Source organism: Hungatella sp., from assembly GCF_046966825.1.
In genome coordinates, this window is sequence record NZ_JBKVCZ010000132.1 from 1 (window position 1) to 17,682 (window position 17,682).

General features: G+C 49.5%; 20 protein-coding genes and 1 pseudogene. 6 read left to right on the forward strand and 15 right to left on the reverse strand.

The genetic code is table 11. The features are described 5' to 3' along the window. Positions 1 to 338 (reverse strand): annotated as a pseudogene (locus ACLTD4_RS27195) (peptidase S11); the annotation flags it as partial. Between the two features lie 452 nt (positions 339 to 790). Further along, a complete protein-coding gene (secF, locus tag ACLTD4_RS27200; RefSeq protein WP_055660238.1) occupies positions 791 to 2,977 on the reverse strand; it encodes a protein translocase subunit SecF in 2,187 nt (728 codons plus the stop codon). Here secF and ACLTD4_RS27205 point away from each other — a divergent pair. Then, on the forward strand, positions 2,931 to 3,200 hold the full coding sequence (locus ACLTD4_RS27205) for a DUF6783 domain-containing protein (protein WP_412331719.1): 270 nt from the start codon (positions 2,931 to 2,933) through the stop codon (positions 3,198 to 3,200). The two genes, secF and ACLTD4_RS27205, sit on opposite strands and share 47 nt — an antisense overlap. 23 nt (positions 3,201 to 3,223) lie before the next feature. Here the strand turns inward: ACLTD4_RS27205 and ACLTD4_RS27210 are convergent, their stop codons facing one another. From ACLTD4_RS27210 to ACLTD4_RS27225, 4 genes are read right to left on the reverse strand one after another with little or no spacing between them, the layout of a single operon-like run. After that, the gene (locus ACLTD4_RS27210) at positions 3,224 to 3,349 is read right to left on the reverse strand and encodes a hypothetical protein (RefSeq protein ID WP_270467472.1); all 126 of its coding nucleotides are present in this window, start codon (positions 3,347 to 3,349) and stop codon (positions 3,224 to 3,226) included. A 1-nt stretch (position 3,350) separates the two neighbouring features. Continuing rightward, positions 3,351 to 4,496 (reverse strand): ABC transporter permease, encoded by a 1,146-nt coding sequence (locus ACLTD4_RS27215; protein ID WP_412331720.1) that lies wholly within the window; start codon positions 4,494 to 4,496, stop codon positions 3,351 to 3,353. An 8-nt stretch (positions 4,497 to 4,504) separates the two neighbouring features. Continuing rightward, positions 4,505 to 5,326 carry an FtsX-like permease family protein gene (locus ACLTD4_RS27220; protein WP_412331721.1) on the reverse strand — a complete coding sequence of 274 codons (822 nt, stop codon included), beginning with the start codon at positions 5,324 to 5,326 and terminating at the stop codon, positions 4,505 to 4,507. Then, positions 5,319 to 6,083: an ABC transporter ATP-binding protein gene (locus tag ACLTD4_RS27225; RefSeq protein ID WP_412331722.1), complete on the reverse strand. Its 765-nt coding sequence runs from the start codon at positions 6,081 to 6,083 to the stop codon at positions 5,319 to 5,321. Before ACLTD4_RS27225 ends, ACLTD4_RS27220 begins: the two co-directional genes overlap by 8 nt. A 181-nt stretch (positions 6,084 to 6,264) precedes the next feature. Between ACLTD4_RS27225 and ACLTD4_RS27230 the strand changes: the two genes are divergently transcribed. Beyond that, positions 6,265 to 6,480 (forward strand): hypothetical protein, encoded by a 216-nt coding sequence (locus ACLTD4_RS27230; protein WP_025530798.1) that lies wholly within the window; start codon positions 6,265 to 6,267, stop codon positions 6,478 to 6,480. Positions 6,481 to 6,499: 19 nt separating this feature from the next. Here the strand turns inward: ACLTD4_RS27230 and ACLTD4_RS27235 are convergent, their stop codons facing one another. Both ACLTD4_RS27235 and ACLTD4_RS27240 read right to left on the reverse strand, forming a co-directional pair. Next, positions 6,500 to 7,561 (reverse strand): sensor histidine kinase, encoded by a 1,062-nt coding sequence (locus ACLTD4_RS27235; RefSeq protein WP_117621769.1) that lies wholly within the window; start codon positions 7,559 to 7,561, stop codon positions 6,500 to 6,502. Then, positions 7,558 to 8,229 carry a response regulator transcription factor gene (locus ACLTD4_RS27240; protein WP_002600532.1) on the reverse strand — a complete coding sequence of 224 codons (672 nt, stop codon included), beginning with the start codon at positions 8,227 to 8,229 and terminating at the stop codon, positions 7,558 to 7,560. The genes ACLTD4_RS27235 and ACLTD4_RS27240 overlap by 4 nt, the downstream gene beginning before the upstream one ends. A 187-nt stretch (positions 8,230 to 8,416) precedes the next feature. Here ACLTD4_RS27240 and ACLTD4_RS27245 point away from each other — a divergent pair, with 187 nt between their 5' ends. Continuing rightward, positions 8,417 to 8,677 (forward strand): hypothetical protein, encoded by a 261-nt coding sequence (locus ACLTD4_RS27245; protein ID WP_117621768.1) that lies wholly within the window; start codon positions 8,417 to 8,419, stop codon positions 8,675 to 8,677. Positions 8,678 to 8,815: 138 nt separating this feature from the next. Here the strand turns inward: ACLTD4_RS27245 and ACLTD4_RS27250 are convergent, their stop codons facing one another. The 4 genes from ACLTD4_RS27250 to ACLTD4_RS27265 all read right to left on the reverse strand — a co-directional run bounded on the left by ACLTD4_RS27250 (position 8,816) and on the right by ACLTD4_RS27265 (position 11,328). Continuing rightward, positions 8,816 to 9,508 carry an NUDIX domain-containing protein gene (locus tag ACLTD4_RS27250; RefSeq protein ID WP_117621767.1) on the reverse strand — a complete coding sequence of 231 codons (693 nt, stop codon included), beginning with the start codon at positions 9,506 to 9,508 and terminating at the stop codon, positions 8,816 to 8,818. 35 nt (positions 9,509 to 9,543) lie between these two features. After that, positions 9,544 to 10,023 carry a COG2426 family protein gene (locus tag ACLTD4_RS27255; protein WP_117621766.1) on the reverse strand — a complete coding sequence of 160 codons (480 nt, stop codon included), beginning with the start codon at positions 10,021 to 10,023 and terminating at the stop codon, positions 9,544 to 9,546. 161 nt (positions 10,024 to 10,184) lie between these two features. After that, positions 10,185 to 10,919, reverse strand: coding sequence for an SIR2 family NAD-dependent protein deacylase (locus tag ACLTD4_RS27260; protein WP_002600537.1), 735 nt, complete (start codon positions 10,917 to 10,919; stop codon positions 10,185 to 10,187). 256 nt (positions 10,920 to 11,175) lie between these two features. Continuing rightward, positions 11,176 to 11,328, reverse strand: coding sequence for a hypothetical protein (locus ACLTD4_RS27265; protein ID WP_002600538.1), 153 nt, complete (start codon positions 11,326 to 11,328; stop codon positions 11,176 to 11,178). Positions 11,329 to 11,544: 216 nt separating this feature from the next. Here ACLTD4_RS27265 and ACLTD4_RS27270 point away from each other — a divergent pair, with 216 nt between their 5' ends. Then, on the forward strand, positions 11,545 to 12,201 hold the full coding sequence (locus ACLTD4_RS27270) for a phosphatase PAP2 family protein (protein ID WP_002600539.1): 657 nt from the start codon (positions 11,545 to 11,547) through the stop codon (positions 12,199 to 12,201). A 106-nt stretch (positions 12,202 to 12,307) separates the two neighbouring features. On the opposite strand, the gene ACLTD4_RS27275 is transcribed toward ACLTD4_RS27270, so the two are convergent. The 3 genes from ACLTD4_RS27275 to ACLTD4_RS27285 form a co-directional block, all read right to left on the reverse strand. Next, a complete protein-coding gene (locus tag ACLTD4_RS27275; protein ID WP_002600540.1) occupies positions 12,308 to 13,327 on the reverse strand; it encodes a glycosyltransferase family 2 protein in 1,020 nt (339 codons plus the stop codon). After that, positions 13,324 to 14,070: a CPBP family intramembrane glutamic endopeptidase gene (locus tag ACLTD4_RS27280; RefSeq protein WP_117621765.1), complete on the reverse strand. Its 747-nt coding sequence runs from the start codon at positions 14,068 to 14,070 to the stop codon at positions 13,324 to 13,326. The genes ACLTD4_RS27275 and ACLTD4_RS27280 overlap by 4 nt, the downstream gene beginning before the upstream one ends. Before the next feature lie 415 nt (positions 14,071 to 14,485). Continuing rightward, positions 14,486 to 16,213, reverse strand: coding sequence for an IS1634 family transposase (locus ACLTD4_RS27285; protein ID WP_117621764.1), 1,728 nt, complete (start codon positions 16,211 to 16,213; stop codon positions 14,486 to 14,488). A gap of 242 nt (positions 16,214 to 16,455) precedes the next feature. Here ACLTD4_RS27285 and arcC point away from each other — a divergent pair, with 242 nt between their 5' ends. Together arcC and ACLTD4_RS27295 are read left to right on the forward strand one after the other, a co-directional pair. Further along, positions 16,456 to 17,388: a carbamate kinase gene (arcC, locus tag ACLTD4_RS27290; protein ID WP_002600542.1), complete on the forward strand. Its 933-nt coding sequence runs from the start codon at positions 16,456 to 16,458 to the stop codon at positions 17,386 to 17,388. Between the two features lie 107 nt (positions 17,389 to 17,495). Then, on the forward strand, positions 17,496 to 17,682 hold a 187-nt coding region (locus ACLTD4_RS27295; protein WP_412331723.1), incomplete at its 3' end, for a PHP domain-containing protein.

Below are 17,682 nucleotides of genomic sequence, written 5' to 3' on the forward strand. Positions count from 1 at the left end.
CCCTGAGCCTGGATCTCCGGCTGTTTTAATGTGTTCACCACATTTCCGCCGGTACCGCTTCCCTGAGTGGCCCCTGGGCCTGCGGAAGTACCCGGCCCTGTCGGGTTTCCCGTTCCAGTGGAAGTTCCCGTTCCTGTCGAGGTTCCCGTTCCCGTCGAAGCTCCCGGGCCGCTCTGGGTATTATCCCCGCCAGGTCCCGCTGTCTCCGGCCCTGAAATTCCGTTATTCGATCCGCCGCTTATGGGCGGGACGATCGGAATATCACCGAAGGCCGGTACGGAAGCCAAAAGGCTTAAGCTGATTGCAATGCTCCATATTCTGTTAAAGCGTTTTACCATGTCTGTTTCTCCCCGTGTCATCCTGTATTCTGTATTATGTACAATAACCTTTATCCTGCATCGGCACACAGCACGGTCCGCTGTCCCGCCTTAGGCCGGACAACTGCCAGGTAAAATCTTATATGCCGATTTTTATCTGTAGTATTTCCTTGTTTCAATCCACGCTCGATAATTTCACAGAGTGCGACTACATCTTATAGATGCGCGGCTTGACTTCATGTCAGCGAGGGATACCGATTTTTCTCTGCCCGCCACTGCCGTTAAGCTTGTTTTTGGCGTTTCATCCCTCCACCTGCAGAGGTGGGGGAATTCTCGCTTGTTTCCTTAAACAGTATAGCACAAAATTGCACGGATACGGATTAAAATTTTCTTACAATAAGAGCGCACGCCCGGCGGAGGCCGGAACCGGATAATCCGGTCCCTGTCTGCGCCAGGCGTGCTCATTTTATGCCTTATCTTTTTTTACTTTCTGCCTTATGGGCGTTTTTCCACATGGCCCAAATCACGCTGGCCACGCATATAGAAGAAAAGCAGCCGCTCACAAGTCCGAATAACAGAGGCAGGGAGAATTCAAAAATAGACTGGATCCCAAAATGCCACGATGCAATCACCAGGATCAGTACGCTGATGCACGTCGTCAGCGAGGTGTGCAGCGACCGACCAAGACTCTGGGATACGCTGGTATCCACCAGCTCGTCGATATTTTTACACTTATGAAGATTCATGTTCTCTCTGATCCGGTCATAGATGACGATCGTATCATTGATGGAGTAACCGATGATGGTCAGTACCACCGCCACAAACGCGTCATTCAGCGGAATTGCAAAGATCAGGAACGCGCACAGCACGATCAGCACATCGTGGATCAGCGCGATCACCGCAGATACTCCCGCAGAAAGGCCCGAAAGGATGGAAAACCGGATCCAGACATACACCGTTATCAGTACCGCCGCCAGAACCATGGCGATCACGGCGTTGTGGAGCGTCTTCTGCCCCATATACGGCTGAACCGCATACGTCTCCGACAGGGTCGCCGTAAAGCCCTCCTGATAGCCGTTTAAGATCTGCGTCACGTATTCCTGGCTCTCCGGGCTGATGCCTTCCTGCCCTGCAAAGGTCAGAACCATGAACTGTTTTCCAAGGCCATCCTCCTTTGTCAGGCGGACATTTACATTTCTTCCGGTCTCGCCGGATACCTTGGCAGCGACGGCGTCGGAATTCACATCGGCCGCGCCCTCGATCTCATACTTTAACGTCGTTCCGCCCGTAAACTGGGTGTCCAGGCTCACTCCGTTCTTCATAAATCCCAGCACGCCGGCCAGGAGCATACAGATGGAGATGGCAAACCATATGTATTTCCGTTTCATGATCGGATAAATCTTCTGGTTCTTCTTCACCTTATACCACTTCAAATCGTGGAATCTGCCTTCCCGTATGATGGAAAGAAGCACAGTCCTGGAGAACCAGACGCCCACCACCAGGTTGATGATCAGACCCACAAGCAGCGTATAGCCGAAGCTCAGCATGGTGCCTGAACCGAAGAACATCAGGATTATCGCCACGATAGCGCTCGTCAAGTTTCCGTCCAGCACGGAAGAGAATGCCCTCTTGTATCCCCGTTTGACCGCCTCGGTCAGCGAAACGCCGTTTCCAAGCTCCTCACCGATACGCTCGCTGATGATAATGTTGGCATCCACCGCCATACCTATGGTCAGTATGATACCGGCGATACCGGGCAGTGTCAGCGTATACTGCGGGATCGAGATCGCCAGCAGCTGTATGGAGGTCTGAAGAATCAGGCCAAAGCATGCCACCATTCCCGGCAGGCGGTACATGGCGATCATGAAAATACAGATACAGAAGAACGCTACCACACCTGAAAATACCATGATATTCAAGGCATTGGAGCCCAGGCTCGGGCTGATGGTGCTGAAGTTCTTCGTCTCCATGGCATACGGCAGGGCACCCGCATTGATCTTGTCCGATAAGCTCTTTGCGGACGCATACGACTCCATGCCGTTAATCACGGCGTTGCCGCCCGTAATCTTGTCCTGAACCACCGGATTGGAGATCAGCTCCTCATCCATGTAGATTCCCATGCGGCGGCCTACCAGTTTACCGGTGGCATCGGCAAATTTGTCCGCGCCGTCCTTTGTAAACTGCAGCTCCACCTCATATTTTTTAATTCCGGTCTGGTCCGAATACTCTACGGGCCGGCTGGTGGAGATGTCCCTTCCTTCCAGCATTACAGTGCCGCTCTCATCACGGAAGGTCAAATTGGCCATGTCGCCCAGTTCCGCGATGGCAGCCTCCGGCTTAAAATCCTTTTCGTCGGATTTCCACGGAAAACGGACGATTACATAACCCTTTTCATTATCCGTTGTCACCTCGCGGTCCGTGATATTCTTATCATCCAGTCTCGTCTCGATTATATTCCTGGCCGCTTCGATCTCATTCGGCGCGGGATTCCGGTCTAAGCCCACTGGCTCAAATACGGCCTCGACGCCGCCCCGGATATCGATTCCAAATCTCATGTCCCCCGCGCCCTTAATGTCTTTTCCAAGGCCGAAGCATGCGGTATAAACCGCAAGGATGACGATTACCGTCAGGATTCCAAGTGTTTTCTTTCCTGGTTTCATAGTGCTCTCCTTTTCGTCTCATCGCAGAGTGTGTTTGAAAATTCATTTCCGCCATCTGCACGCCCCACTTTGTGGGAGCCCCCGCCCCGATTCAGTCAGCGTAGCCCACTACGCCTCCTTCATCGGGGTGAGACCTCCCGCAAAGTGTGACGCACATCTGACGAAAAGCAATTTTCAAACACACTCCAGTCTTCTTATCGTCATTCATTATAGACTGTTATGAGAGAAAATGGTGCTAAGAAACCATTAAGATTTTCCCCGGTCCCTCCACCAGCGCTCTTCTTCCAGTTCCTTCCGGATCTCCTGTATGAATAAAAGCAGCACAACGATGGATATGGACCCCATGATCCCCATCAGAATCTTCACTGACACATCACCTCTTTACAATTTCATAATATTTTTTAGAAGTAACCCCATAGATCACCCCGTAAAAGACAGCAAACAGCAGTACCGCCCCGGCCGTGGACACGGCAAACAGCCCGACATTCCGCAGATTCAGCAGTGCCAGCAGCCTTGCGATCATCGGAAATGCGAAACAGATATGGACAGCGGCCGTAACCAGAGGCAGAAAGAACATGGTGAGCATCTGGGAACGGATGGCGCTCTTGATCTCGCGGGCCGACAGCCCCACATTCTGCATGATTTCAAACCGCTTCTTATCCTCGTAGCCCTCGGATATCTGCTTGTAATAGATAATCAGCACCGTCGCCATCACGAACAGCGTTCCCAGAAACAGTCCGACGAAGAACAGCCCTCCGTACAGGTAGAAAAAGGACCCCCGCTCCATGGCTGCGGATTCGAGGCGGCAGGTCAATCCCAGACCATTTAACCGTTCCTCCAGATCTTTGTACAGTCTGGCAGAACCCTCTTTGCCGTCTCCGGCGTCGAAGGCCACATAGTAAATGGGTCTGGATTTCGCCTCCCCGTAGGCCTCGGCCTGCTTTTTCTCCATCTCCTCCAGCTGGGAAAAGTTCGGCAGAACGATATGAAGGCTTCCCACTGACCCCATGGCGTCCATACCGTCCTCTACGGTCTGGCCTTTTAAGCCGGCGACATCGTACCGTCTTCCGAAGATGGAAAATGTATCCCGGTCGTAACGCATCCCATCCGCAAGCACCATCACCTGATCATCACGCAGGCTGACATTTTGCCCTGAAATCCGGTTATAGTCCTCCAGAGTCATGAAGAAGAGATAGTCCAGGCTGTTGTAGTCCGCCAGATTCTCCTCCCTTACCTCGTAGCCGTCTCCCGTATCCACTGCGGCAAAGCTGACATAGCGGTAGCTGACAAGCCCTTTTGCGGTCTCCCCCGCATCCTTTAAGGCACTCTCCACAATCCCGTCGGTCTTCGCGGCCGTGTCGTCGGAATAATCGTACACCGTCACCACGTAATCCCGTTTAAAACGGTTTCTCATCACATCGTCCAGTCCCACATAGAGGGAAACCGTGGAAGAAAGCATGACTAAAACCGCTGTTGACAGAAGGCAGATCACAGACAGACCGGCCGCATTCTGTTTCATCCGGTATATCATACCTGAGACAGAGATGAAGTGGCGCGTCTGATAATATAGCCTTTATTCTTTTTCAGCAGTTCAGTGCGTAACGCTTCCCCATAAAAGAGGCCGGTACCGGCAATCACGAACAGAACCGCGATGAAGAAGGCAAAAATGATCATCGCTGTCCGCTCCGTCGAGACAGCAATCCAGTACCCCGCCGCCAGAGAAATGACACCCAGCACAGCCAGCAGCCACGGCGCCTTTGGCTCCCGCTCCCCCGCCTGCTTTCCCGCCAGCATCTCCACCGGCCTCGCCTTTGCGACCTGCCATATATTATAGAAGAGAATCACCAGAAATATGACGCCAAAGAGCTTCACACACGCAAAAGCCGCCTCCGGGACAAAACTGAAATCCCAGGAAATATCCAGTTTCATCAGGCGGTACAGCAGCAGCGCAAAGACCCGGTACAGCAGAAAACCGAGCAGAATCCCGGACACCAGGCTCACCGCCGCCGTAAGCAGCGTCTCGATCGCCATGATCCGGGCCAGATGCTTTTTCCCCATGCCCAGGACCTGAAACAGCCCGAATTCCTGCTTTCTCCGTTTCACCAGAAAGCTGTTGGTGTAAATGAGAAACATTACGGAGAACACGGCCATGACCACGCAGCCAAGTATCAGAATAAATGCCATGGAGCCGCCTCCCCGCATACGGGCAAAGCCCGGATTCACCGTCAGGGAAGAGATAATATAATACATCATCACGGAGCCGATGCAGGTCAGAAGATACGGAACCGTGACGGCTGAATTTTTCTTTAAATTCTGAATGGCCAGCCTTGTGTAAAACAGGTTATTCATCGCGGCCACCTCCCGCCTCTAAGACGGCCAGAGTATCGGAAATGCGCTGGCACATCTCCTCCGTCATTTCGCCGCGGTAGAGCTGATGGAACACCTCCCCATCCTTGATAAACAGCACCCGTTTTGCATGGCTGGCCGCCTTGACGCTGTGGGTTACCATCAGGATGGTCTGCCCCTCCCTGTTGATTCCTCCGAACAGATCGAGAAGCTGGTCGGATGCCCGGGAATCCAGCGCGCCCGTAGGCTCATCCGCCAGAATGATCGCCGGATCCATCACCAGGGCCCTGGCAACCGCCGCCCTCTGCTTCTGGCCTCCCGAGACCTCATACGGAAATTTCTTCATAAGCTCCTTAATCCCCAGCTTTCCCACGATGGGGTCCGCCTTCTGTTTCATTTCCCCGTAGCTCTTCTTTGCCAGAACCATGGGCAGATAGATATTGTCCTCCAGAGAAAACGTATCCAGCAGATTAAAATCCTGAAACACGAAGCCTAAGTGGTCTCTGCGGAACGCAGCCAGCTCTCCCTCCGGAATCGTTTTCATATCTCTTCCGTTTAAGAGGACGGCGCCTCCGGTAGGTTTGTCAAGAGCGGCTAAAATGTTTAATAGTGTGGTTTTCCCCGATCCTGACTCTCCCATGATCGCGACGTATTCTTCCTTTTCCACCGTAAAACTGACTCCGTTCAGTGCATTTATCTGATTTCCTCCGAAACGGGTGGTATAGACCTTTTTTAATTGATTCACTTCAAGCAATGGCATAATGCTGCCTCCTTTCCTATGACAGCAGTATATCAGACGGGAAAGAGCGGCCGCCATCGATGAGGCTAACATTTTTCTGCGTATCCTTACAAAAATGTAAGGGAAGCTTAAGGACCGCATTCCGGTGGTATACTGAAATCACAAACAGATCGTTATCCATGCAGCGGAAGGAGGTATTTCCATGTACAGCAGTTTTGAACAGCGCGCGCGCCAGAGGGGCGCCTACACCATTCAGGAATTTGAAAACACCCATGGACGCCCTGGCAAATCCCGCACGCCCATATCCGGATATAACCCCAAAAAAGCCATGAAACAGGCGGAAAAAGCGTATTTGGAATCCATGGGAATCCATAAGAAATCCCTGTTTCAAAGGATTAAGGGGCTATTTATTTCATAGGCCGGTTTCAGAATCCTCTCTATTCCGGTATAAATTTCGTCATATCCAGGTACAGCTTCACTTTCGTCCCCACTCCTGGTTCCGATTCGATCACCATCTCGTGCGCCAGACGGGTCATGACCTTTTTGCACAGATAGAGGCCGATTCCCGTCGATCCCTGACCCGCTCGGCCGTTACAGCCCGTATACCCGTTCTCGAACACCCTGGGGATGTCCTCCGGGGTGATTCCTCTTCCCGTATCTTCGATCACCAGCGTCCGTATGACTTCCCCCGCCTTACGTTTTGCCGAGTTCCGTTCTGAGGGACTTTCCGTCTCCTGATAGACCGAGATTCTGCCGCTCTCCGTGTACTTTAACGCATTGGACAGAAGCTGTTCTATGACGAACAGAAGCCATTTTTCATCGGTCCGCACCAGACAGGCTGCGGGTCTGTAATCGAGTGCAATCTTTTTCCGGATAAATACCGGAGCATACTTGTGAATGGCTTTTTTGACGATGGCGTCCAGCGAGCATTCCCGGATGACAAGATCGGCGGAAGGGCTGTCCGCCCGCAGGTACTGAAGCACCATTTCCACATACTGTTCGACCTTAAAAAGCTCATTGGACAGCTGGCTGTGGTCCGTTTCTCCGCCAGGGTGTGTTTGAAGAATCAGGTTCATGGCCGCGATGGGGGTCTTTACCTGGTGAACCCACATGGTATAATAGTCCTTCATCTCCGTACGCTTCTCCTCTTCCTCCCGAAGCAGCCGGTCCCTCTCCTCATAGGAAGAGGCGAGAAGCCTCCGGTACAGAAGCTCCAGCTGATCGGAGGTCTCCTCAAAGGGTTCCGCATACCCCGTCTTCTGGGCCGCCATTCGCTCTAAGTCCCCACATTTTTTGCAGTAACGGGAAAAGCTTCGGACGGACAGAAGGAGCCCCGGCACCGCTCCCAGAATCCAGGCGTAGAGCACCGCCTCCACGGGAAGACGGTACAGCCAGAATACGGCCGCACACAGGATTCCGCCGCAGACGCCCGCCGTAATTACCGTACGGTTCCTTTTTAAATAGAGGCCTGTCAGAGACAACAGCTTTCTTCCCTTCATTTTACCATGTACCCCATGCCTTTCTTCGTGACAATGAAATCCTCAAGGCCAACGCCGTCCAGTTTCTTCCGGAGCCGGTTCACATTGACGGTCAGCGTATTGTCGTCCACATAGCTGTCCGTCTCCCACAGCCTCGTCATCACCTCTTCCCTGGAGACGGTACGCCCCGCCTGTTCCATGAGAAGCTTAAGAATCCGGAATTCATTCTTGGTCAGTTCCACTTTCGTCTCCTGATAAGTCAGAGTGGCGTCATTGATGTTCAGGACTGCTCCGCCGTGTTCGATCAGGTGGTGATCCCCTGCAAAATCATACGTCCGCCTGAGCATAGCCTGGACCTTGGCCGTCATCACATTCAGATCGAAGGGCTTTGCTATAAAATCATCGCCTCCCATGGAAACCGCCATAATAATATTCATGTTGTCGGACGCCGAGGACAGAAAGATCACGGGCACATTGGAAAGCTTTCGAATCTCTCCGCACCAGTAACAGCCATTAAAGTATGGCAGCAGGATGTCCATCAGGACGAGATGCGGTTCGAAGGCCGCAAATTCGGCCAGCACATGCTTCAAATCCTTCACACAGGCCGCCTCATAGCCCCACTCCCGCAGGTGATTCTGCACGGTTCTGCCGATTACCTCATCATCCTCGACAATCAGTATCTTATACATTGGCCGCCTCCTCATTTACTTTCGTTCCCTATTCTACCAGCCAAATCTTAATTTTTTCTTTAAATATTTCAGAAGCTTTGCTAAGGAACTGTTCTGTTTTAAAACCGTATGGATTATTAATGAAAATGTAAAGAAGTCCGAAACCGGAAGTGGTATACTAAAACTAAGAAGAAAGGGGGATTTGACCATGATTACCATATTTAACCGCAAAGAGCTGTACTCCGGTTTTTCCATGGTGGAATGCTCCCGTATCGGACGGATTCTGAAAAAGAATAAGATTCCTTATATCATAAAGGAATGCGATTTGAATCCGATCAGACCGGGATTCATTTCCACATCCGCCCCCATGATACAGACAAAGCCCATAAGAGAATACTATTTATACGTAGAAAAAAAAGATTACGAGGAAGCCAGCTTTCTGCTCACCTGTGAAGAGGGCTGCGTCTGACCTCCCCAGCCCCGGAACGTACTGCATGGATCACGCAGTGCCTGATAACGCCTTTCATACAAAAGGCCGGGAAACCAAAGTATGCTTCTTTGGTTTCCCGGCCCTCTCTCTGCCTTGCGGCAGCGGTCTTTTGCCTCGTCATTCCAGCTGTTCGCGGTACTCCTTCTGCATCTCCTCCAGACGGTCCAGCGCCGTATTTAAAATATAGGCGTGGTCGAAAGCCAGCGCTTCCGTGTCATTCACATCGATCGCAGGCAGCAGTTCCGCATGTATATCCTTCTTCCACATGAGTCCCATGTGGGTATATCCTTCCGTAATCCGGTATCCGATAAAAATATGGCGTTCCTCGTTCTCCACAGTCAGGGCGTATGTCGCACCATCTGCCAGATCCGACAGCTTCTTTTTCTTAACCTGAAACCACACGGCCTCCTTTGCATCGTCTCCTGCGACCGGATTCAGTTCGTCCTTCGGCACAACCGCCATATACGATACAGAGATAATCCGCGTCCGCGGGTCACGTTTTACACTGCCCCATGTATAGAGCTGTTCCATGCAGACACCGGTGATCCCGGTCTCCTCCTCCAGCTCTCTGGCCGCGGCTTCCTCCAGCGATTCGTCCATATTCACGAATCCGCCCGGCATGGCCCACTGGCCGATACATGGATGGTTCCTTCTGCGGATCAGCAGAAGCTCCGGGTCCTCATCCTCTGCCTCCGGATCGACTGCAAAAATCAGCATATCCACAGTCACCGACGGCCGCTCATAATTTCCTGGCCTGTACTGTGCTAAGAATTCTTTCTCGGTCAGCCCATCTTCATTCTTCAGTTCCATAGGAATTCCTCCTCCCCGGTCCCTGCGGCCCGGCTTTAAAAAATAACAGAATTAAGCGCTCCCAAAACGCCCACACTGGCCAGTCCCATAATGACTCCGGCAAGAAGTACGCCTCCCATGACTGCGAGGATACTGGATTTGAAGTCGATGTCGAGAAGGCTGGCTGCCAGCGTACCGGTCCACGCGCCCGTACCTGGAAGCGGGATTCCTACGAACAGCAGCAGAGCGACAAACAGCCCTTTGCCTGCCTTCGCCTGCAGCTTCTCGCCGCCGTGCTTTCCTTTTTCCAGACACCACGTGAAAAATCCGCCGATCACGGGCTTGTCCGCTCCCCATTCTAAAACCTTTCTGGCAAATAAATAGATGATCGGAACCGGGAGCATGTTTCCGATAATGGCGATGATATACGACTCTAAAAGAGGCAGGCCCATCACCTGGGAATAAGGAATGGCGCCGCGAAGCTCAATGAGCGGTACCATGGAAATAAAAAAAACCATTATATAACGTTGTAACATCCTGATATTCCTTTCCTATAAAAAGTCTGCCATTATACTATACACAAAGATCGGGATCCTTACAACCTTTTTAGAAAAAGATAATAAATTTATGCGGAAAATTAATACGGGAAACCGCTGATTCAGCCGTTCCCCGTAGAGACGTATTTCAGATTTACCGCTTATTTGTAACCCAGTCCCGGCAGGATATTTTTCGGATAATCCAAAAACAGCATATCCGCCTTGTCGTCCAAATAGTGGCGGTTCGGATGGATAATCACCAGCCACCGTCCGGTAAAATATTTCACGTAGTTTCCGAATACCTCGGAGTCCAGCGTCGTTCCGAGAAGCAGAAGGACCTCTGCCTTCGATATTTCATTGGAGGTCTTCGTCATCAGGCGGCTGTCCACCATCTCACCGAACAGCGATACCTGCGGGCGGATCGGGATGTCGCACTTGTCGCAGAGAAGTATCTTTTTCGCATCCCGCACCTGCTCCATGGTGTATTCCCTGCCGCAGTGCGGACATTTATTCTCATAGATCGTCCCGTGAAGATTCACCACGTTTTTGCAGCCGGCTCTCTGAGCCTTTGCATAAATGTTGCTGGTGATGAGACACTGCAGCTTCCCGGCCCGTTCCATCGCTGCCAGTGACGGACCGGAATCCGTGTCCTCCGGCGGATTCTCCAGCATCTCTTTCTTATAGAATTCAAAGAAAAACTCGGGCCGTGTATTATAGAAGGCGCTGGAAAAGATCTCTTCCGCAGAATATCCGTACTTCGTCTCGATATCATAGGCTTTATCGGGATTCTTTACCCCTATAAAGCCGCCCTCCTCCATCATGCCGGAGCCGCAGATGGCCACCGTGTACCTGCTCTCATCGAGAATTTCCCTCAGTTTTGAAATCTTACCTTCCATAATAAAACCCTCCCTTCAAAGCTTCTTGTACTGCTCTGTTTTATGATAATATTATACTATGAAATAACAGTATTTTCCATGTTATATTCTATTTATTTTCTCTTTTTTCTTCCCATACTTTATTCGTGCGGCAAATCCCTGTTTTCCATACAATTGCACAGTGTATTCGATCCCTGAAAATGCAAAATGCCGATACCATGGACTAATTTAATCTTATCCATGGAAATCGGCATTTTGCATCGGCACATTTAACCTCTTACATCGGTTTTCTCTTCGTATTCGGTCCCATACCTTCCCGGCGTGAATTATGGGTCTGATTCTGGTTTTCCGTCTTTACCTTCTCGGTAATGCTGTTGAAGGTCTCGTTAGATTTCTTCTGCGCCAGTTTTTCCTGCTGGTCCTTGTCCATTTTTATCACCTCACGGATAGTATGAGCCGGACAGGAGCATTGTACTCATGACCGCAGAAATGGGAGCTTAAACTTTCGTAATAAAAATCTTAACATTTCGTTAACCCCCTTGTACTCTCTAAACTGGTGTGATATAATCCACGGAAGTTGGTAATATATATCAATAGTATCAGAATCTGACAACTCACACCTAACAACAGAAGGGGTTGATCTTTTATGAAAAATCTGCTTCACAAGTACAGGCACGCATGGGTTTTATGCTACGCTTTCATCTATATTCCCTGGTTCGTTTATTTAGAGAAGACGGTGACGAGCAATTATCACATCATGCACGTCGGGCTCGATGATTATATTCCGTTCAATGAATACTTCATTATTCCTTACATGCTCTGGTTCGCCTATGTGGCGGGCGCAGTCCTTTATCTGTTCTTTACAAATGTTAAAGATTATTACAAGCTTTGCACCATGCTGTTCACCGGAATGACCATCAGCCTTCTGGTATGCACCATATTTCCGAACGGAACGGACTTCCGGCCGGTCATTAATCCGGATAAGAATATCTGCTCCGCCATCGTAGCGTGGCTCTATTCCACCGACACGTGCACCAATGTATTTCCTAGCATTCACGTATATAATTCCGTCTGCGTCCATATCGCAGTCAGCCACAGTGAACGGCTTAAGAAGTATCGGTCCGTACAGATTGGTTCCTTTGTCTTAATGGTTTCCATCTGTCTGGCTACAGTTTTCTTAAAACAGCACTCCGCGTTCGACGGTCTGGGAGCGGTCATGATGGCATACGTCATGTTCCAGTTTATCTACACGGACGGTTACGTCACCAGCAGAAAGAAAGTCACGCAGAAAGCTATCAGTTAATACGAAACGGTCACCCGGCGCCAGTCGTTCGGGCCGCCATAACAATCAAGAGCCTTCAGCCGATCCGATCGGCTGGAGGCTCTTTTTCACTTTATAATTATGCAGATCAGTTAAAACCAAAGAATTTCTGTGTAATCTTGTATCCTGCAATGGAAAACTTACGGCCGCTCTTGCCCGGAAGGTTCGTTCCCTGTCCCAGGAATCCCCATCTCAGCCGGAGATACAGCGTGAGATTCAGCTTGCGCAGATACTGCCACAGCTCCTTCTTCTTCGCCATGTTCTCCTCTGTCCCGGACTTGATCGCCAGTATGGAGGAAACCGTCATCATAATCTCGAGATAGCGCACCATGTAGCGGCGGAGCTTGCGTTTCTTCAGCTTCGTGACGTCGCAGTAGCCAAGCATCAGCTTCGTCACGCGGATCTGCTGGTCGATTCGGCCGATCATGACCTCCTCGTTCACCGACTGGTCTTCTCTTCCGATAAAATACCGGTAAAAATTCACATTTAAGTAGTACATGGTCTTTACATGAGGAAGCGGCTGGTATACGAAAATATTATCCACATAGAATGTATGCTTTGGAAGCTCTAATCCGCATTCCCGCAGAAGTTCCGTGCGGTAAATGACGGAATGCATCAGAATATACTGGCCCAGCATGAAGACCTTCACATCATCCCAGGTAAACAGTTCGTTCTGCGGAAGCGCCGTCCGGTAGTTCATAACCTTTTTTCGCTTCGCGCCCTGTTTCTCATAGACAAAGTTGCTGATCAGCATGTCCAGCGTCTCCTCGCCGCATACAAACCGGCGAAGGGTCGAGAGTATCTCCTGATAGGCCGCCTCATCCACCCAGTCATCACTGTCCACAACTTTATAATAAATGCCCTCGGCATTGCGAAGTCCTGTATTAACTGCCTCACCGTGTCCGCCATTCTCCTGATGGATAGCCCGGCAGATACCCGGATACTTTCTTTCATATTCATCTGCTATCTCCGCCGTACGGTCCTTTGTGGAGCCGTCGTCGACAATCAGAATCTCCACCTCGTCGCCTCCCGGCAGAAGCGATTCGATGCAGTGCCTCATATAGGCCTCTGAATTATAGCATGGAATTGCAATGGATAATAACTTCACACTTCTTCCTCCTTTATATTCGTCTTACGTTCTATTCTGATCAAACAAAAAACCGAGAGAACAACTGCCAGCGCAAGTGCGGTATAAAACGCAAACGCCGACCTTTTCTCCGCCAGAATCCCAAGTCCTGTATTCACAATAACAATCGATGTAACATTTGCCGCAGCATGAAATACCCAGGGAGCGGCCAGTGTCTGAAAACGCTCATAAAGCCATGCCATAACCAGCCCCAGAAGAAATGCATAGACACCCTGAAGCAGATTGCCATGGTAAAGCCCAAACAGTGCGGCCGATATCAGGGCGGCCGGCCAGAACGCCAGCCGGTCTCTTAACGGAGCGAACATCAGCCCCCGGAATATCATCTCCTCCGCCGCAGGTATCACCAGCCCTGCCCCGAGTATCTGAATCAAAAACGGAGGGGAGTAAAGCGCTTCCCCGACCTCTTCGAAACCGGGAGACCACTCCGGCAGCGGTGTTAAACTAATCATATTATTGACAGATAAACATATTCCAATTCCCAAAAGGATAAGGATGGGAAGGCAGCCCTGAAACCGAAATGGTATGGGCGGCATCACGCCCCGTCTGGCCTGATCGAACCGGTAAGGCCAGTAATAGAGTACCGGAAACGTGACCGCGGCACCCAGCAGAGTGCACATCAGAGCCTGTAACGGCAGAGTCAGCGCGATGACACCCGTCACCAGACTGTAAAACACAAGCGGAAGTATCAGGTACAGAACCACCATCAATCTCTAACCTCTCTTTACCTATATTAATATGAACATTATATCATTTCTTAGCAATATATCCAGCCCCAATTTTCTAAATTATTCCTTATCATTTCCTGATTTTTATGTCCGGTTCCCACCGCAGCGCCGGTATGACAAGGGCCGGCGGGCGCTTTATACAGTGACGGCAGCCCGGCACACAATCCTGTAAAAATAAGAACTGGTTGCTTTTTCTTTGTCCAGATAATATAATCCCGTCTTTGACAGTAAAAAAAATCAAACACCGTTGGAATCCTTATTCTATAAAGGTTTCACAGCGGTGTTGCTTTGTTTTCAAGTATAGTCTTTTTTCCCTTTTAGGGCACGGCTGAAAGTTTTTATTACACCTGTTCACAGGAGCTAATGACTCTTCCTGCTGGCAAGAGAACTGGTTTCACCTTTGCTTACTGAGTTTTTCAATGGTTTTCATCCGGCTTTTCGTGAGAAATTCATAGTCAGTGGCAAAACCAAGGAGTTCATGCAGTCTATCTGTCAGTTCTGTTACTTCATAAACAGGTATGAATCCCTGCCCTTGAACATCTGCAAACTTAAACGATCTTAACGTGTCTAAGATTTCGCAGCAGGTGTATGTTCCACCCAGCTTTTTTTCTAATAAGCGGTAGACTAAAAGCGATAGAAAACAAATCAGAAAGTGAGCCTGTATACAGTCTTCTCTACGAACATAAACTGGCCTTGCTTCAAAATCTGTCTTCATAATCCGGAAGCATGCTTCTATCTGCCATCTTCCTTCACTTACTTTCAAGAGGTCAGCAGGATTATCATCAAAAAGGTCGGTGCAGACTGCATAGAGACCGTCATACCGTTCTTCCTCCGCTATTTTTGATTCATCTAAAAAATACAGGATATCAGCTTTTTCGCCGTCCTTTGTAACCGCTGCCTTATCAATAAAACGTGCCGGGTCATTGGGATTTTTGCTTGTTTTTTTATGATTTCCGTCTTTTAACATATGAAGCGCACGATCTACCTGCTTTGTACGGATTTCTTTCTGGTAGGCTGCATATTTAGGGGAGTAGGTGATAAGCAGCCGGTTCTCAAGTTTTTTTGTACTGTAGGGTTCTTCTTTGTAAAACAATTCCTCATAGTCCTTCTCATCCAGTTGGTCTAAATCCACCAGCCTGTTGTCAGACAGTCTCCGGAATCCTTTTCGATTCAGCGCAGCTTCCCGGTACTCTGCCGCCAGCTTTTTGATGGACTGTGTCACGATATAAGCCCGGTTTCCCGTGTGGTTCAACAGGCGGTTATTCTCTGACCCAAGTCCGGAATCAGAACAGAAGATGAATTTCTCGCAGCCAAACTCCCCGATGACTTTCTGCTCTAAAGGTTCCAGGGATTTTTGCTCATTCTGGTTGCCGGGAAACGTGGAAAAGGCCAGCGGTATTCCGTCCCCATCGGTAAATAATCCCATCTGTATAATCGGATTAGGCCGGTGCTCCTTGCTTTTCCCGTATTTTTTATCTCCTTCTTCCTGTTCAATCTCAAAATAGTAGTTTGTGCAGTCGTAGTAGAGGATATGGTCATTCCGGTTTATAACGGATTTTGAGTTCTTATACACTTCTGACTGAATCAGGTCACATTCCGAAGCCAGGACACTTAACGCCCGATAGATATCGTGTTGTTCATAAGTTGGAGGCTCTAAAAATTTTTTTACGGCTGTGTAAGAAGAACGTTTACTGCCTGGTTCCAGAACCCTTGTGTAAATCAAATCAGAAAGTATGGCGTTTAAATCGTATTCGTAATGATGCCTGTTGCGAATCTTTCTGCAGATACGGTCCATGCCCAGTTCGTAATAAATCGTTTGCAGGAAAAGATAACCGCCGTCAAAACATCTTCGTTCTCCATACGGAATCTTACGGTTCGGATGAAACACAACGGGAATGGAGAGAGTTTCCTTTTCCAACTCGTATTTCTCTGTTTCTATACGGGCCTGTTCTTTTGCCCAGGCCATGACATCATCCCGTGTAGGTCCGTGCTCCACTAATAATTCATTCAATGTTCCAAGCTTGCGGATGGTTCTGGAAGTGGATTTTCCGTTGCCGTCTATATAGGACTGCTTGATGTAAAACGATTCGGCATTCTTTGATTTAGATGTATTAACCTTCATGAGCAATTACCTCCATCTCCTATTATACCACAAAAAGACTAAAAAGCCTATATATAAAATCATAAAATTTGACAAAAAAATATAAGCTTGTAGCGGCTTAGCGGCGTTTTTTAGATTAGGGGGGTGTCAAACTCCCGACACAATCCTGTAAAAATAAGAACTGGTTGCTTTTTCTTTGTCCAGATAATATAATATCCTTATACTTTTTTGATTAAATTACATCGAACTGAGAGGTAACTGATATGGCAAAGAAACGTATTGTTATGGCATTGGGTCACAATGCCCTGGGAACAAATCTTCCGGAACAGAAAGAAGCGGTGACTGAAACAGCGAAAGTAATCGCGGATTTTATCCAGGCCGGATGGCAGGTTGCTTTAACGCACAGCAACGCTCCGCAGGTCGGAATGATTCACACGGCTATGAATGAATTCGGAAAACAGCATGACGGTTATACCTCTGCTCCCATGTCCGTCTGCTCAGCCATGAGCCAGGGATATATCGGATATGATTTACAGAATGGAATCCGCGCAGAACTGGTAAAACGCGGTATCTATAAACCAGTAGCCACCATCCTCACCCAGATGATGGTAGATCCATACGACGACTCCTTCTACACACCCATGAAGCCGGTCGGCCGCTTCATGACGGCCGGGGAGGCAAAGGAAGAGGAAGAAAAGGGAAATTACGTGGAAGAGATTCCCGGAAAGGGATTCCGCAGAGTGATCGCGTCACCGAAGCCGGTTTCTATCGTGGAGATCGACGTGATCAAGGCTGTCATGGATGCGGATCAGATCGTCATCGCCTGCGGCGGCGGCGGAATTCCGGTTATGGAACAGGGCTATAACTTAAAGGGCGCCAGCGCGGTCATTGAAAAAGACAGGGCGGCGGGACTTTTAGCCAAGGAGATCGACGCCGATGTCCTTATGATCTTGACCAGTGTCGACAATGTCACCATCAATTACGGCACGCCGGATGAACGTCCGATCTCACACATGAGCATCGAAGAGGCTGAGAGCTATATCAATGAAGGACAGTTTGAATTTGCCTCCATGCTGCCGAAGATCGAGGCATCCGTAGACTTCGTCACACACGGCAAGGGCCGCAGCGCCATCATCACCTCTCTTTCCAAGGCGAAGGCGAGTCTGGCAGGCAAGGCCGGTACGACAATCGAGTAAAAGAAAAACCGTTACATTTATGAAGAAATCCCTCCACCTTTACAGGTGGAGGGATTCATCGTCATAGACCAGTGAATGGAAACAATCGTTTTATTTTAGGAGGCTTTATGAAAGTTGATTATCATATGCATACGCTGTGTTCCGACGGAATCTACGAAGTGGAAGCTGTCGTTGACAAGGCGGTAAACTGCGGAATTCTCGCCATGGCGGTCACGGATCATGACACAGTGTCAGGCATTGACAGAGCCAGACAGCGCTGCCTGGGCCGTATCCGCTACGTTACCGGCACGGAAA